At 57.5% G+C, this 15,352-nt stretch carries 14 protein-coding genes; 9 read left to right on the top strand and 5 right to left on the bottom strand.

Annotated elements, in window-relative coordinates:
* Positions 1 to 52 precede the first annotated feature (52 nt).
* Positions 53 to 940: a lytic transglycosylase domain-containing protein gene (locus KO498_RS16855; RefSeq protein ID WP_215961082.1), complete on the top strand. Its 888-nt coding sequence runs from the start codon at positions 53 to 55 to the stop codon at positions 938 to 940.
* Here KO498_RS16855 and KO498_RS16860 read toward each other — a convergent pair.
* Both KO498_RS16860 and KO498_RS16865 read right to left on the bottom strand, forming a co-directional pair.
* Positions 937 to 1,617, bottom strand: a complete 681-nt coding sequence (locus KO498_RS16860) for a lysoplasmalogenase (protein ID WP_215961083.1) — start codon at positions 1,615 to 1,617, stop codon at positions 937 to 939. The genes KO498_RS16855 and KO498_RS16860 overlap by 4 nt on opposite strands.
* Complete coding sequence (locus KO498_RS16865) at positions 1,617 to 3,302, bottom strand: NAD(P)H-dependent oxidoreductase subunit E (protein ID WP_215961084.1); 1,686 nt, start codon at positions 3,300 to 3,302, stop codon at positions 1,617 to 1,619. The genes KO498_RS16860 and KO498_RS16865 overlap by 1 nt, the downstream gene beginning before the upstream one ends.
* 194 nt (positions 3,303 to 3,496) lie before the next feature.
* Here KO498_RS16865 and KO498_RS16870 point away from each other — a divergent pair, with 194 nt between their 5' ends.
* On the top strand, positions 3,497 to 4,534 hold the full coding sequence (locus KO498_RS16870; RefSeq protein WP_215961085.1) for an alkane 1-monooxygenase: 1,038 nt from the start codon (positions 3,497 to 3,499) through the stop codon (positions 4,532 to 4,534).
* Between the two features lie 9 nt (positions 4,535 to 4,543).
* Entirely contained in the window at positions 4,544 to 4,942 is a 399-nt protein-coding gene (locus KO498_RS16875) for a hypothetical protein (RefSeq protein WP_215961086.1), read from the top strand.
* A 2-nt stretch (positions 4,943 to 4,944) separates the two neighbouring features.
* On the opposite strand, the gene KO498_RS16880 is transcribed toward KO498_RS16875, so the two are convergent.
* Positions 4,945 to 5,730 (bottom strand): SseB family protein, encoded by a 786-nt coding sequence (locus KO498_RS16880; RefSeq protein ID WP_215961087.1) that lies wholly within the window; start codon positions 5,728 to 5,730, stop codon positions 4,945 to 4,947.
* Positions 5,727 to 6,311 (bottom strand): uracil-DNA glycosylase family protein, encoded by a 585-nt coding sequence (locus tag KO498_RS16885; RefSeq protein WP_215961088.1) that lies wholly within the window; start codon positions 6,309 to 6,311, stop codon positions 5,727 to 5,729. Before KO498_RS16885 ends, KO498_RS16880 begins: the two co-directional genes overlap by 4 nt.
* Before the next feature lie 95 nt (positions 6,312 to 6,406).
* Here KO498_RS16885 and KO498_RS16890 point away from each other — a divergent pair, with 95 nt between their 5' ends.
* The 6 genes from KO498_RS16890 to KO498_RS16915 all read left to right on the top strand — a co-directional run bounded on the left by KO498_RS16890 (position 6,407) and on the right by KO498_RS16915 (position 13,235).
* Positions 6,407 to 6,751: an ArsR/SmtB family transcription factor gene (locus tag KO498_RS16890; protein WP_215961089.1), complete on the top strand. Its 345-nt coding sequence runs from the start codon at positions 6,407 to 6,409 to the stop codon at positions 6,749 to 6,751.
* Positions 6,744 to 7,772 (top strand): permease, encoded by a 1,029-nt coding sequence (locus KO498_RS16895; protein ID WP_215961090.1) that lies wholly within the window; start codon positions 6,744 to 6,746, stop codon positions 7,770 to 7,772. Before KO498_RS16890 ends, KO498_RS16895 begins: the two co-directional genes overlap by 8 nt.
* A 129-nt stretch (positions 7,773 to 7,901) precedes the next feature.
* On the top strand, positions 7,902 to 9,149 hold the full coding sequence (locus KO498_RS16900; protein WP_215961091.1) for a Na+/H+ antiporter NhaA: 1,248 nt from the start codon (positions 7,902 to 7,904) through the stop codon (positions 9,147 to 9,149).
* A gap of 189 nt (positions 9,150 to 9,338) precedes the next feature.
* Positions 9,339 to 9,998 (top strand): ABC transporter ATP-binding protein, encoded by a 660-nt coding sequence (locus KO498_RS16905; RefSeq protein WP_215961092.1) that lies wholly within the window; start codon positions 9,339 to 9,341, stop codon positions 9,996 to 9,998.
* Complete coding sequence (locus tag KO498_RS16910) at positions 9,976 to 11,685, top strand: capsule biosynthesis protein (RefSeq protein ID WP_215961093.1); 1,710 nt, start codon at positions 9,976 to 9,978, stop codon at positions 11,683 to 11,685. Before KO498_RS16905 ends, KO498_RS16910 begins: the two co-directional genes overlap by 23 nt.
* A gap of 53 nt (positions 11,686 to 11,738) precedes the next feature.
* Entirely contained in the window at positions 11,739 to 13,235 is a 1,497-nt protein-coding gene (locus tag KO498_RS16915; RefSeq protein ID WP_215961322.1) for a phosphomannomutase/phosphoglucomutase, read from the top strand.
* A gap of 82 nt (positions 13,236 to 13,317) precedes the next feature.
* Here the strand turns inward: KO498_RS16915 and KO498_RS16920 are convergent, their stop codons facing one another.
* Complete coding sequence (locus KO498_RS16920; RefSeq protein WP_215961094.1) at positions 13,318 to 15,330, bottom strand: M3 family metallopeptidase; 2,013 nt, start codon at positions 15,328 to 15,330, stop codon at positions 13,318 to 13,320.
* Positions 15,331 to 15,352 lie beyond the last annotated feature (22 nt).

Below are 15,352 nucleotides of genomic sequence, written 5' to 3' on the forward strand. Positions count from 1 at the left end.
AATAGAAAAGGCATCAGTTGACATATTGCTGCGCCTCAGGCCATTTCGGCGCATGCGATTGCTGCTTTTCATCTTGTTTGTCTTTGCCGGCTTTCCGGCTTTGGCCGAGCCCCCCGACCGGGCTTGCACCACGACAAAATGGGGGCATCAGGAGTGCATTCGTTGGGAGCATTTTGTCCACGACACTTGCCAGCTGATCGAAGTTGTCACCGAGCGGCACGGGCTTGATCGCGGGTTTTTCACGCGGTTGATCTGGCAGGAAAGCCGGTTTGACCCCTTCGCCAAGAGCCATGCAAACGCGATGGGGATCGCGCAGTTTATCCGCTCGACCGCGACAAAGCGCGGCCTCAAGAACCCTTACAACCCCGCAGATGCTTTGGAACACTCGGCGCAGTATCTGGCGGAGATGACAAAGAAATACGGCAACGTCGGCCTGGCCGCTGTCGGTTACAACGGCGGTGAACGGCGGGCGGAGGGGCTTATTGCGGGCACCGGCGGGCTGGCCAAAGAAACAGTGAACTACGTTAAGATCATCACCGGTGCGAGCGCAGAGACTTGGGTTAAAGAACCACCTGAAGATCTCGACTTAACTCTTTCTAATAAAACCAAATCTCGAGAAGCATGCTATGCTTTGGCAAAGAAGAGAAAGCTGTCACCTCCGCCACAAACCGAGCCAGCTATCAAGCCTTGGGGTGTGCAATTGGCGTTCGGGGTGAGCCGCAGTGCTGCGCAGGCCAAATACAAGGCCCGCACAGCGCGGTGTCGCGGATTGCTCAAGGGAGAGACACCGGATTACTTACATGAGAAAAGTCGCGCAAGCCGATCTAAAGGCTACTATTTTGCGAGAATTGGCCGAAACTCCAGCAAGACAGGATGGCAGTTATGCACAAAGCTCAAAGCGGCGGGCTGTCTCTGCGCGGTGTATCGCAACAAGCTTTAGGCAGCGGGCAAAAAAGCTATCAAGAACAACGCTTGCGCCAGCCAATAAAGCCCCCAGACAACATAGGGCGTATAACGACGCAATTTGTGCTCGCCTGACAAAACGAAAAGTTCTTGGGAGAGCACGAAATCTGAAGCGATAAACAGCAGTGCCGCTGGCAAAACCAGAACCAAACCGCCGGAAAATGGCATCGCCATTGCCATGATCCCCATGAGAACGATGATCGGCACATAGACCATCACCGCCCAACGCAAGGCGCCGGCTTTGGAAAACAAAAGCACCATCATCGCAACACCGAACAACACCAGCGCAGCAACCAGCGGCCAGCCGTCGGATATGCGGTGCAAGTCGGCGCTCGGGTGCATCAGGAAGAGCACCGAATAGGCCAGATGCCCGATAGCGAAGGCCCCGACTCCGGAGAGAAATGACTCATCTCCTTCGCGCGACAAAAAGAAGTCACCAACGGCGCAGGCGACGAGCGCGACCGAGAGCGTCAGAAACCCGACAGTCTGAAACGCGATCACGGCGAGCAACAACACCGACAGGGTTTTGGAGATGGTTTTGAGCCAAGAGTGCCCCGGGCGAGCGCAGATCGCGAGATAGGCGAGCGCACAGAAAGCAGCGGCCATGAACACCAGCGTTATGTCAGGGCCCAGGTCGGTGAGTGTTGCGAACATTAAATTTCTTCCGGAAAGTGCTTCATAACCATGCGTATCGGATTTGGAGCCGCTTGTCCAAGGCCGCAAATCGAGGCGTCGATCATCGCAACCGAGAGCTCTTCCAGCAAGTTTTGGTCCCAGCTGTCGGCCTGCATGAGTTTGACAGCCTTCTCGCAACCGACACGGCAAGGCGTGCATTGTCCGCAGCTTTCGTCTTCAAAGAACCGCAGCATATTGAGGGCGGCGGCGCGGGCGCTGTCTTTGTCGGACAGCACCACAACGGCGGCGGAGCCGATGAAGGTGTCGTGTGGCTGCAGCGTGTCAAAATCAAGCGGGATATCGTTCATGCTGGCAGGCAAAAGCCCCGAAGACGGCCCGCCCGGTTGGTAGGCTTTGAGGGCATGCCCCTCAAGCATTCCGCCAGCGGCTTCGACAACATCGGTGATCGTTGAACCGGCAGGCAAAAGATGCACACCCGGGTTTTGCACACGGCCCGAAACGGAATAGGAGCGCAGCCCCTTGCGGCCATTTTTCTCAACCGAATTAAGGAGTTCCGGCCCGTTCCTGACAATTTTTGAAACCCAGTGAAGCGTCTCGATATTGTGGACAAGTGTCGGCTGACCAAAGAGACCGACCTGCGCCACAAAAGGCGGTCGGTGGCGCGGCTCACCGCGTTTGCCCTCGATGCTTTCGATCATCGCGCTTTCTTCACCGCAGATATAGGCACCAGCTCCGCGACGCAGCTCGATGTAGCCTTTATCCACATGACCTGCGCCTTCCAGAGCTTTGATTTCACGTCGTAATATCTCAAGCACGGCGGGATACTCGTCACGCATATAAATGTAGCACTTCTCTGCCTCCACGGCCCATGCGGCGATCAGCATGCCCTCAAGAAAGGCATGCGGTTCGCGCTCAAGGTGAAAGCGGTCTTTAAAGGTGCCCGGCTCGCCTTCATCGCCGTTAACGGCAAGGTAGCGCGGGCCTGCGTTGGCCCGCACAAAGCCCCATTTGGTGCCTGACGGGAAGCCAGCCCCGCCAAGGCCACGCAGGCCGGCGTCGAGCATCATCTGCTGCACATCTTCCCAGTTGCCGCCTGCCCGCAGTTTTGCCAGTTCGGCGTATCCACCTGCGGCAGCATAGTCGCCAAAGGTTTGATAGTCAGGAACATGCGGGTGCGTGTCATCTGATGCGATCGCGGCGAGTGTCTTTTCCACGGTCGCGTTGTCGATGTGGTTGTGTCCGATCTCAAGCGTTGGAGCGGTGTCGCAGCGGCCCATGCAAGGCGCGCGCAAAACCCGCACCTGCCCCGCATCAAGGCCGCTTTCAAGCGCGGCTTTCAGCTCTTGTGCGCCAGCAAGCTCACATGACAGCGAGTCACAGACACGGATCGTCAGGGCCGGCGGTGCGGCTTCGCCCTCTTTCACCACATCGAAGTGCGCATAGAACGTCGCAACTTCATAGATTTCGGCCATCGAAATGCGCATCTCTTCCGCAAGGGCGCGGATATGTCCGGCTGATAGACAGCCGAACTTGTCTTGGATTTTATGGAGATTCTCGATCAGCATGTCGCGGGCGTGTGGCCCTGCCCCGAGCAGCGCCTTGACCTCGTCCCAAGCCTGGTCGTCTAGCTGGCGGCCTTTGGGCGTGTGCCGGCCCCTGCCTTTGCCTGATTTCCATACGCCTTTGCGATCGTTGGGTGCCATGCGCCGCTCTCCTGAGAATGTCTTGCGCCAACCTAAACCGCCTGCTTTGCCTTGGGGCAACCAAAAACGACATGGGACCTGCGCAAAGCGCATCGGATATGGCTGATGGGGAAAAACTTGAAACCTTTCGCCATGAATTTGCCACAATTTCTGCTATAGTTTGCCTTAGTCCCGTCTGCTCACTGGATAGAAATATGCTGCCGTTCGTCGTTGTTACGCTCTCCAATGCGGGGATGCTTTTTGCTGCTGCCTTCTTCGGAGGCGCTTGGGCATGGGCTGCGCTCGCCTATATCAGCCTGTTCACGGCGTTTATGGATCGGGTCATTCCGAGCCTGTTTCCGGACATGAAAGAAGGCACGGAGTTTCCTTCGGGCGCCTTATTTTCAACACTTTTGGGCTTGCTGCACTTCCCGTTGATGGGCGCGGCATTATACGGCCTTTCCGTGTCGGGCATGGGCTGGCCACAGGTTATGGCGACGCTGATCGCTTACTCGTTGTTTTTTGGTCAGGTGTCACATCCGAATGCACATGAGCTCATTCACCGACGCGAGCGCTATGCACGGCGTTTGGGGCGAATCGTCTATGCGACGATGCTTTACGGGCAACACGCCAGCGCCCATGTTTTGATCCACCATGTGCATGTCGCCACCGAAGATGACCCCTGCACCGCCCGCAAAGGCGAGGGTTTTTACCGCTATTTCTTGCGCGTTTGGGGACGCTCCTTGTTCGACGGGCTGCGTGCCGAGAACGCCATGCGCGCCCGCAAACGGGAAAAACCGGCGCTGATCACCCATCCTTTTCTGCATGACGTCGCAGTTGGCTTGGTGATGCTGGCGCTTGCGGTTTGGATGGGCGGGTTTCTGGGGTTTGTCGCGCTGATGGCGATTGCGCTTTATTCACAACTGCAAATCGCCATTGCCGACTACATCCAGCACTATGGCCTTCGACGCAAACGTCTTGAAAACGGGCGGTTGGAGCCGGTCGGCCCGCAGCACTCGTGGAACACACCGCATTGGTTTTCGTCTGCTTTGATGCTCAATGCCGCACGCCACTCCGACCATCACGTCAACCCGCAGCGGCCCTACCCTGCTCTTGAGCTTGATGAAGCCGTGATGCCAACGTTGCCGCATTCGCTTCCGGTTATGGCGACGATCGCGCTGCTGCCGCCACTTTACCGCAAGGTCATGAAACGCGAGCTTGCCCGCTTGCCAGAGGTTGCGCTTGCGGCTTAAGCTTCGGGCATGCTGCGTATCACTCTTTTCATTCTCGCCTTGCCGACCTGCCTTGCCGCTCAAGAGCGGATGAGTGGTGACGCCTTTGACGCTTTCACCCGTGGGCAGACGTTTACTTACGGCTACAGCGAAGTGCCTTTCGGGGCCGAGGACTATTTGCCTGACCGCCGCGTGCGCTGGTCACTGCTGGATGGAGACTGCAAGGAAGGCTACTGGTATGACACGCCCGAAAAGCTGATTTGCTTTGTCTATGAAGACCGGCCGGATGACGCGCATTGCTGGGCATTTTACGTTGAAGACGGCAAACTTCGGGCGACCTTTGAAAGCGGTGAAGGCTTCGGCACGCTCTATCAGATCGAGCGCAAGTCAGAGCCGTTGCTTTGCACCGGCCCGAAGATCGGCGTTTAGGATCAGCGCAGCTTTGGTGGCTTTTTCGGGTCACTTCCCGGTGCCTGCACCGGTTTTGCCTTTGGCGGCTCAGGAATTTCAAAGCGCATACCGACACGGCTGAACTGCTCTCGCAGGCCGGGGGCGTCATTGTAAAAGGCAACATCCAGCATCAGATCATCAAGACCGGAAAACACCAGCGCCTCGCTTGCCGCCTTAGCCAGTGGTGCTTGTGAGGGCTCGTCGGCGCCGAGCACCGCCAAGAGCAGCCCGCCGTCTTCCTGCCCGCAAAGATAGGCGACCTTGGCCAGCCCCGCGGCACGCACCAGCTTGGCGTCGAGCGTGTGCAGGAGCACTTCGGGCACGTTCGGCGAGACAAGTGTGCCGATGGCCGAGCCACCCTGCTGGGCTTGTTGCTCTTGCGGCGCTTCGTCGAGCGCGGTTTGCATCCAAACCATCGCCTCAAGCGGCAAGACGATCGAGCTTTCAGCAACCCCGAGATTGAGCGCCAGTCCGGCTTCTTGCTCGGTGAGCATTTCGGCCAACACGCGGCAAGACACGGCAGCATAGGGCGCGGCGCCATTGGCAAACTTGGTCAGCCGCTCGTTGCTGTCAAAGCCAAGCACGAAGGAGCCTTCATCGAGGTCGGCAAACTGCGGCTCGATCACGTCGCCTTCCGGCTCATCCTCAAGCAGCAGGAAAATCTCGGTGTCAGCCAGCATCGCGTAATACGCCAGACGTGCATCTTCATCGTCGGGGGCTTTCATCATGATCGCATGGGCGCGGTCGAGAGGGGTTGGTTTGGTCATGTCATTACCTTGGCAACAGCTGCGCGCAGTTCGGGCAACAACTCGGCCTCAAACCACGGATTTTTCTTGAGCCATGAAGTATTGCGCCAAGACGGGTGCGGCAAGGGGAAAGCTGCAGGTGCAATTTCGCGCCAAGATTGCACCGTTTCTGTGACGCCCGTTTTGACGCCGAGATGAAACTTCTGCGCATAGCCGCCGATGATCAGCCGCAAGCGCACTTCGGGCAGGGATTGCATAACATCGCTGTGCCAGGTTTGCTTGCAGACCGGCGGCGGCGGCAAGTCGCTTCCGGCTGCGTTGTAACCGGGGAAGCAGAAGGCCATTGGCACGATCGCCACCTTTGAAGTGTCGTAGAACTGCTCTGGCGTCAGACCGAGCCAGTCGCGCAGGCGCTCGCCGGATGGATCGTCAAACGGCACGCCGCTTTCATGCACGCGCGCGCCCGGGGCCTGCCCGGCAATCAGCAACCGTGCCGTCGGGCGAAACCAAGCCACGGGCCGCGGGCTATGGGCGGTCTGTGTTGCAGCGAACCGCTCAGAGCAGAGCTGACAGGCGCGGATTTTTTCATCGAGCGTTGGCATGACCGGAGGATAGCTTTTTGCCGCGCGGGCGCAATAGTTCGATATTTGTCGAAATAAGACTTGCTCCGCCCTATCATTTCGACAATACTAGAAATATGAAACATGAATCCCCTTCTCACACCCTTGATCTGGCGATTGCCGCCTCAACCTTTGCCGCGCTTGGCAGTGAACAACGCCTGACCGTGCTGCGCAGCCTTGTGCGTGCGGGCCCTGAAGGCCTGACCATCGGCGCACTTGGTGAGCGCACGGGCGTTAGCGGCTCGACACTGACGCACCACATGAAAATCCTGACGCAAGCGGGGCTTGTTACCCAAGTGCGCCAGGGCCGACAGATCATTTGCGCTGCGGTGGCTTACGGCGAGCTGCGCGCGCTTTCACAATTTTTGCTCAACGAATGCTGTGCTGACAGCGATTGCCCTAAGGACCACGACCATGACTGATGTTTCTGCACCAAACGGTAGGTTCAGCCTCGCCAAGATCGACAAGGCCTGGCTGGCGCTTGGCCTTATATTGCTCGGCCTTGCGGTGTTTGCGACCGCGCATTTCCAGCCCGCTGTTGTGTTTACCTTGCAAGCCTTTGGCCGCACGCTGCCTTTCATCGTCTTTGCGGTGTTTGCCGTGGCATATATGAAAGCAACGGGTGCTGAAAACCTGCTCGCCAAGGCCTTTGAGGGCCGCGAGACACATATGATCTTGATGGCTGCGTTGCTTGGCGGGCTGTCGCCTTTCTGCTCCTGTCAGGTCATCCCGTTCATTGCCGCGATGCTGGCGATGGGCGTGCCGCTTTCGGCGGTGATGGCCTTCTGGCTGGCCTCGCCTTTGATGGACCCTGCGATGTTTTCAATCACCGCTGGCGGACTTGGCTTTGACTTTGCGATTGCCAAAACGATTGCTGCTGTTGGCGTTGGTCTGCTCGGCGGTATGGGCACCATGCTGCTCAAAACCTCACCTGTTTTTGCCGACCCGCTGCGCGCAAAACCGCAGATCGGCGGCTGTTGTGGCGTGCAAAAGCCCTTCGCAGGCAAGCCGCACTGGACATTCTGGGACGACAGTGAACGTCGCAAAACCTTCCGCGACACCTTCCTTGAAAACGGCATCTTCCTCGCAAAGTGGCTGCTGCTGGCCTATGTGCTTGAATACATGATGCTGACATTTGTGCCCGCCGAAGCGATCGCATCTGTGCTCGGCGGTGAAGGCATCAAGCCGATCATCCTTGGCGCGTTAGTCGGAGCCCCAGCCTACCTTAACGGTTACGCTGCGGTGCCGCTTGTCTCGGGGCTTATCGAGCAAGGCATGTCACAGGGCGCGGCGATGAGCTTTGTGGTTGCTGGCGGTGTCAGTTGTATCCCTGCTGCTGTCGCAGTTTGGGCGCTGGTCAAGCCACGGGTGTTTGCGGCCTATATCGGCTTTGCCTTTGTCGGCGCGGCACTGGCTGGCTTTGCGTGGCAGGCAATCGCCTAACGCTGAAGGTTGCGACAATTCCGACTGTCAAAAGGTCGCGGGGTGCTGAAAATGGCGCCTCGCGATCTTTACATTCCAGACTCATCATTTAGATAAGCATGAAACAAAAAGCACCAGAGGAGACATGTAATGTATCGCGTTTGGGGATTCCTCGCTGAATATTCATTGTTGCTGATCAGCGGCGCAGTGATCGCGCTTATTTGGGCCAATACCAACCCTGACAGCTACCACCAGTTTACCCATTTCGTGATCTGGGATCATGCTCCTATCGGCCATATGCATGACGGGCACCGCACACTGACGTTGCATTACCTTATCAACGACGTGCTTATGGCGCTGTTCTTTGCCATTGCGGCGAAAGAAGTCTGGGAGGCGGTGATCCTCAAGAACGGCTCACTGCGTGGCAAAAAGGCGGCAACGCCTTTGTTTGCAACGCTTGGCGGCATGATCGGGCCGATCAGTATCTACCTCGGCATCGCCTATTTCCTTGGCAGCGAAACCTATAACGCTGTGGCGAACGGCTGGGCCATTCCGACGGCGACAGACATCGCGTTCAGCTATCTTGTCGGGCGTATCATCTTTGGTGCAGGTCACCCTGCAGTGCGCTTTTTGCTGTTGCTGGCAATCGCCGATGACGCGGCTGGCCTGATCATTCTCGCAGTCTTCTACCCGTCTGGCGACTTGGGCCCTGAGTGGCTGCTTCTGTCATTTGGCGCTGCAATTGTGGTTTTTTACTTGTTCAATCGCCTGCCACGCGTGCTTGACCGCGGACACCAAGACCGTCCGACATCAACTGCCGTGCGCAAGTATCTTGGCGGTTTGCCTTACATCGTTGCAGGCTGCATCAGCTGGTATGGCTTCATGCGCGCGGGGTTGCACCCTGCCCTTGGCCTGCTGCCTGTCGTGCCAGCCATCCCGCATGCCGACCGCGCTTTTGGCCTCTTCTCGGCGGCAGAGAAATACCTCACTGACTTGCTCAACGTGTTGGAACATGCGCTGAAATACCCTGTTGAAGTGGTGTTGTTCTTCTTTGGCCTGGTCAACGCGGGTGTCGAGTTTTCGTCGATCGGTGAAGCCACATGGCTGGTGCTTGCGGGTCTGATCATCGGTAAGCCTGTCGGCGTGTTTCTGTTCGGCTGGTTCGGTGCGGTTGTGCTGCGCTTCGGGATGCCGGAAGGCATGCGCATCGTTGACCTGATCGTTATCGGCTTTGTCGCGGCGATCGGCTTTACGGTTTCGCTGTTTATCGCAGCTGTCGCCTTTGATGCCGGCACCGTGCAAGACGCGGCCAAAATGGGCGCCCTGTTCAGCTTCTTTGCGGCTGTGCTGGCGATCCTGGCAGGCAAGATCCTCAAGGTTGAGAAACAAAACCTGTAGACCGAGACACATAAGAGAAAAACCGCCTCATACCGGGGCGGTTTTTTTGTGTTTTCCTACAGGATGTCTTATTTTTGCCTAAAACAACTGTATGCTATATGGAAACAGTAACCAGTATGGCGCACAAATAAAGAGATCCTTAGGGAAGTTTCCCTAAAAGGATCGTGCCAGAGCAGAAGCGGAGCAAGAATGCTCGAGTTTAACAATGTCAGCAAGTCCTTCTGGACAGGCTCACAACGCAAGGTGATCTTGGAAAAGGCCTCCTTTCGAGTGGAGCTTGGCAATTCGCTTGGCATTCTGGCGCCCAACGGCACGGGAAAGACCACGCTGATCAACATGATGTCGGGGCTGGAGAAGCCCGATGAAGGCACCGTAACGCGCGACTGCAAAATCAGCTTTCCCTTGGGGTTTATGGGCGGCGTTGTCAGCCGTCACTCGGCTGTCGAGAACAGCCGTTACATTGCCCGCCTCTACGGGCTTGATCCGGATTATGTTGAAGCCTTCTGCCGCTGGCTTTGCAACCTCGGTGAGTATTTTGACCAGCCGCTTGGAACCTACAGCCAAGGCATGCGCGCGCGGTTTTCCTTTGCGCTGCTGCTGGCTCTGGACTTTGACATCTACCTGATTGACGAGGGCATGCCCGGCTCAACCGATGTCGAGTTTAACCGCAAAGCAGGCAATATCCTGCGTGACCGGCTTGAAACGACAACGGTTGTTATCGTCAGCCACCAAGCGCAAGTCTTGGAAAAGTTTGCCCGCTCCGCCGCTGTCTTGATTGATGGCAGACTCGAAATGTTCGACACTCTTGAAGAAGCGAAACAGCTCTATGACTACCAAACCCAAGGCTAAAAAGTTTCGCATACGGCGCAGCGCTGACACCGCGCAAGCCCCGCGTGCCACGGCTCCGGCCGCCGAAGCGGATGCGCGCAAAACCACGGCAGCCCCGGCGGCTGCTAAGACAGAACCGGCACAACGCCAGCGGAGCGCCCAAGCCGCGGCCCCAAGCCAGCCAGCACAACAAGCCGCTGCGCGTGCAGGCCAGGTTGAAAGCGCCGGCGAAGTCAAAGCCGAAACCGATATTGATGCGATCCGCCGTGAAGGGCTGACAGGCCGGCAGCTGCGCCTCGCCCGCCGTATGGCGCAAAAGCACGGGCTTGCACCCATTTCTGATTTCGACGCTGTGCGCCAGTTGCGCATGAAAGGCGTTGACCCGTTTCAGCGCTCCAACATGCTGGAACTTGTTGTCGCCGACAAAGCCGCCGCAGCGAAAAAGGGCGGCCTGTTTGACGAGCCGGAAGGTGATCCGAACCCCGGCATGGGCAAGATCCAACTGCCGCAGACCATGAAAGCCGACACGGCTCAGGTGCCCTCTACCGAGGTTTACACCGCCGACCGGCGCGCCGCCGAGATCGGCGCTATTCAACGCGACATTGCCAAGCGCCGCCGCAAACGGCTGGTGCTTTTGCTGGCGCGACTGTCGGCTTTTGTGTTTTTGCCAACCCTACTTGCCGGCTGGTATTACTACGCCATCGCCACGCCGATGTATTCTACCAAGACCGAGTTTCTCATCCAGTCTGCCGAAGGCGGCGGCGGCGGCCCACTTGCGGGGCTTATTCCCGCGCAGCTTGCCAACAGTCAGGAGAGTATCGCTGTGCAGTCTTATCTCACGTCGAAAGACGCGATGATCAGGCTCGACAAAGAGCTCGGCTACAAGGCGCATTTCTCGGGCGATGATGTTGATGCGATCCAACGGCTGGATGCGAACTCGACCAATGAAGCGGCGCATAAAGTCTATAAAAAGAACATCAAGATTGGCTATGACCCGACAGAAGGCGTTGTAAAGATGGAGGTTATTGCAGCTGATCCACAGGTTGCGACAGACTTTTCCAAGGCTTTGATTTCATACGCAGAAGAGCGCGTTGATGCCCTGTCCCAGCAGATCAGGGATGATGCCATGAGCGACGCACGCCGCAACCTCGAGACAGCCAAAGTCGAGCGCCGGACTGCACAAGAGAACCTGATCCGCCTGCAAGTGGTTTACTCCGCAGACCCAACCGAGCAACTCGCCGCCCTGCGTGCCCAGATCACAACTTATGAGCAGCAGTTGCTTGAAAAGCGCCTTGCCTTGCAAGCTCTGCTCGACAACGCCCGCCCCAACCAAGCCAAGGTTGACGGCGCACAGGGTGATGTCAGACGCCTGAGAAATGTGCTGGTCGAGCTCAAAAGCCGGATGACCGTTGCCGGAGACTCAGACCTGTCGCTGGTGCAACAAAGCACCGAGATCGAACTGGCCCGAGCCGACCTTGCAACCGCTGACGCTTTCTTGCAGTCAGCACTGCAAGGCGAAAAGCAAGCTGCGCTCGAAGCCGGACGGCAGGTGCGTTACCTCTCGGTTCCGGTGCGCCCGATCCCGTCTGACGCGCCAAGTTATCCGCGCAAGTTCGAGAACACTGTGCTCGCCTTCCTGATTTTTTCGGGCGTTTACCTGATGGTCTCGCTCACCTCCTCAATCTTGCGCGAGCAAGTGTCAAACTAGGGTTGCAACGCCTGCCCTGCACCGGACAACAACAATAAGAACGAGTTATGACAGTGAACAAACCACTCTCCAAATCGAGCCCAAACACATGGGAGTTTCTCCGCGATGCTATGATCGCTCCAACCGGATTTCGCGAGTATGACGCCCGCTGGAAATACCCCGAGGAAGTGAACTTGCCCGGCATTACAGCGCTCGGCCTTGGCCTTGGCACACAGATGCACGCACGCGGAATCGAACCGGTGATCGCCGTCGGCAATGACTACCGCGACTATTCCCTCAGCATCAAAAACGCTCTGATGCTCGGGCTCATGCAAGCAGGCATTCACGTCAAAGACATCGGCCCGGCTGTGTCGCCGATGGCCTATTTCAGCCAGTTTCACTTGGGCGCACCTGCTGTTGCTATGGTGACGGCGTCACATAACCCCAACGGATGGACCGGCGTGAAAATGGGCTTTGAACGCCCGCTCACCCACGGCCCTGAAGAGATGAACGAATTGCGCGATATTGTGCTTGAAGGCCGCGGCATTGCGCGCGACGGCGGCAAATACGAGTTCGTTGAAGGTGTGCGCGAGGCCTACATCGACGATCTGGTCGGCGATTTCAAAATGAGCCGCAAACTGCGCGTCGTCTGCGCCACGGGCAATGGAAGCGCTTGCGCCTTTGCTCCGGAGGTTTTTGAGCGTATCGGCGTCGAAGTTGTGCCGAGTCACAATGAGCTCGACTACACTTTCCCGCATTACAACCCCAACCCCGAAGCCATGGAAATGCTGCACGACATGTCAGCATCCGTTAAAGACAGCGGCGCTGACTTCGCGCTCGGTTTTGACGGCGACGGTGACCGCTGCGGTGTTGTTGACGACGAATGTGAAGAGATTTTTGCTGACAAAGTCGGTGTCATCATGGCGCGTGATCTGAGCAAGATCTACCCCAACAGCACCTTTGTTGCTGACGTAAAATCAACTGGCCTCTTCGCCTCCGATCCCGAGCTGATCGCCAATGGCGTCACTGCGGACTACTGGAAAACCGGCCACTCCCACATGAAGCGACGCGTCAAGGAACTTGGTGCGCTGGCTGGGTTTGAGAAATCAGGTCACTACTTCCTCGCAGAGCCCATCGGGCGTGGCTATGACTGCGGCCTGCGTGTCGCGGTTGAGGTCTGCAAATTGATGGACCGCAATCCGGATATGAAAATGTCGGATCTGCGCAAGGCCCTGCCAACAACATGGGCCACGCCGACAATGTCCCCCTACGCCGCCGACACCGAGAAATATGACATATTGGAGCGTCTGGTGGCCAAGCTCGTCGCCAAGGGCAACGCCGGTGAAACTCTCGCTGGCCGCGCGATCAAGGAAGTTGTCACCGTCAACGGCGCGCGCGTCATTCTCGACAACGGCTCATGGGGCCTCGTGCGGGCATCCTCCAACACACCAAACCTGGTTGTGGTTTGCGAAAGCTCCGAGAGTGAAGACGAAATGCGCGCTATCTTCGCTGATATTGACGCCGTCATCCGCACCGAACCCGGCGTTGGCGATTACGACCAAACGATCTAGTTTTCCCTTTGCTCAAATACTCAATCACACGCGTGGCGCAGCCACGCGTGGATCGGATTTGCGAAGCAAATTCGAAACCCGTTCAAGCCTGTAGCCCACGCCCTTTAAGCAAAGCGTCAACTCCCGGCATGCGCCCGCGAAATGCCGTATAAAGCTCTGCTGCGTCCTTTGATCCGCCCGTCGAAAGAATGTTTTCCTCAAGGGCCTGCGCCAGTTCAGCATCAAACGCATCGCCCTTTTCCTCAAACGCTGCAAAAGCGTCAGCGTCCATGACTTCTGACCACATGTAGGAATAATAGCCCGAAGAATACCCGTCTCCAGCAAACACATGCGCAAAATGTGGTGTTGCATGGCGCATGGTGATGGCTTCAGGCATGCCCATTTCAGCGAGGATCGCGCCCTGCCGCTGCATCGGGTCTGCCGGAGGCGCACCCTCATGGAATGCCAGATCAACCATCGCTGATGCGACATACTCGACCGTTTGAAAGCCCATATCAAACGTCGCCGCACCCAGCACCTTGTCCAATAGCGCCTTGGGCATCGCCTCACCTGTTTCAACATGGGTCGCGAATTCGGCAAGCACTTCCGGCACATCAAGCCAGTGCTCATACAACTGGCTCGGCAGCTCGACAAAGTCGCGCGCAACAGAGGTGCCTGAAATGCTCTCATAGGTGACATCCGACAGCATCTGGTGCAGCGCATGGCCAAACTCGTGAAACAGCGTGCGCGCGTCGTCATAGCTCAGTAGCGCCGGGCTGGCCTTGGCAAAGTTGCACACATTTATCACCACAGGCGCCTGCACCTCGGGAAACTTCGCTTGCGCGCGCATCGCCGAGCACCAAGCCCCCGAGCGTTTGCTGCCCCGCGCGAAATAGTCACCGATAAACACCGCCACATGTTTGCCGTTGCGTGTTACGTCCCAAGCTCGGCAATCGGCGTGGTAAAGTGGCACTTCGAGCGGTGCAAACTCAAGCCCGAACAGCCGGTTCGCGCAAGCAAAACTGGCCTCGATCATCCGGTCGAGCTGGAAGTATGGTTTAACCTCGGCTTCGTCCAGATCGTGCTCAATCGCGCGGCGTTTATCAGCGTAGTAGCGCCAGTCCCACGGGGCCAGATCACCGTTCACGCCGTCATCGGCCATCATACCCGCCAGCACTTCAGCGTCGGCATTTGCCTGAGCTTTGGCTGGTTCCCAAACATCGTTCAGCAGTTGTCGCACGGCAGCCGGCGTGCCTGCCATTTCGGTTTCAAGCTTGTAGTCGGCAAAACTTTCATAGCCCAACAGCTGCGCGCGCTCGTGCCGCAGTGCAAGTATTTCGGCGCAGATTTCGCGGTTGTCGGTTGCGCCGCCGTTGGCGCCGCGCGCCGCCCAGGCTTCAAAGGCCTTCTGGCGCAAATCGCGCTTAGAAGAAAACTGCAAAAATGGCACGATAAGCGAGCGCGACAGCGTCACAACAGGCCCATTTGCCTCTTTCTCTTCTCCGGCAGCCCGTGCAGTTTCCACGACAAAATCAGGCAGGCCTTCCAGCCCCTCCTCGCCCAACTCCATAAACCAGCTGCGCTCGTCCGCGAGCACGTTTTGCGTAAACTCGGTGCCTAGCTCGGCCAGGCGTGATTTGATCTCGGCCATGCGCTTGTCTTGCTCGCCGGTAAGTGCCGCACCTGCTCGCACAAAGCCACGCCGCGTCAGCATCAGCACGCGTTCTTGCTCGGCGTTCAAATCAAGTTGGTCGCGCGCGGACCAAACAGCTTCAATCCGTGCAAACAGCGCTTTATTGGCTGTCATCCGCGAGAAGTGCTGTGCCAGCTTGGGCGAGAACTCCCGCTGAAGGGCCTCACGCGCGGGGTTACTGTCGGCCCCTGCAACGGTAAAGAACACCGAGAGCACTTTATCAAGCGCTTGTCCCGCGCTCTCCAGCGCCCCGATCACGCTATCAAAACTTGCCGCACCGGTGTCAGCCGTTATCGCGTCAATTTCCGCATCATGCTCCGCCAAAGCAACGTCTAAGGCAGGCGCAAAGTCTGCGTCGGCAATCAGATCAAACGGCGCTATCCCAAACGGCGTTGTCCACTCAGCCAAGAGCATATTTGTCATGTGTTCTCTCCATTTACCCTGC

The organism is Lentibacter algarum (genome assembly GCF_018860975.1).
In the GTDB taxonomy this organism is placed as follows: Bacteria; Pseudomonadota; Alphaproteobacteria; order Rhodobacterales; family Rhodobacteraceae; genus Lentibacter; species Lentibacter algarum_A.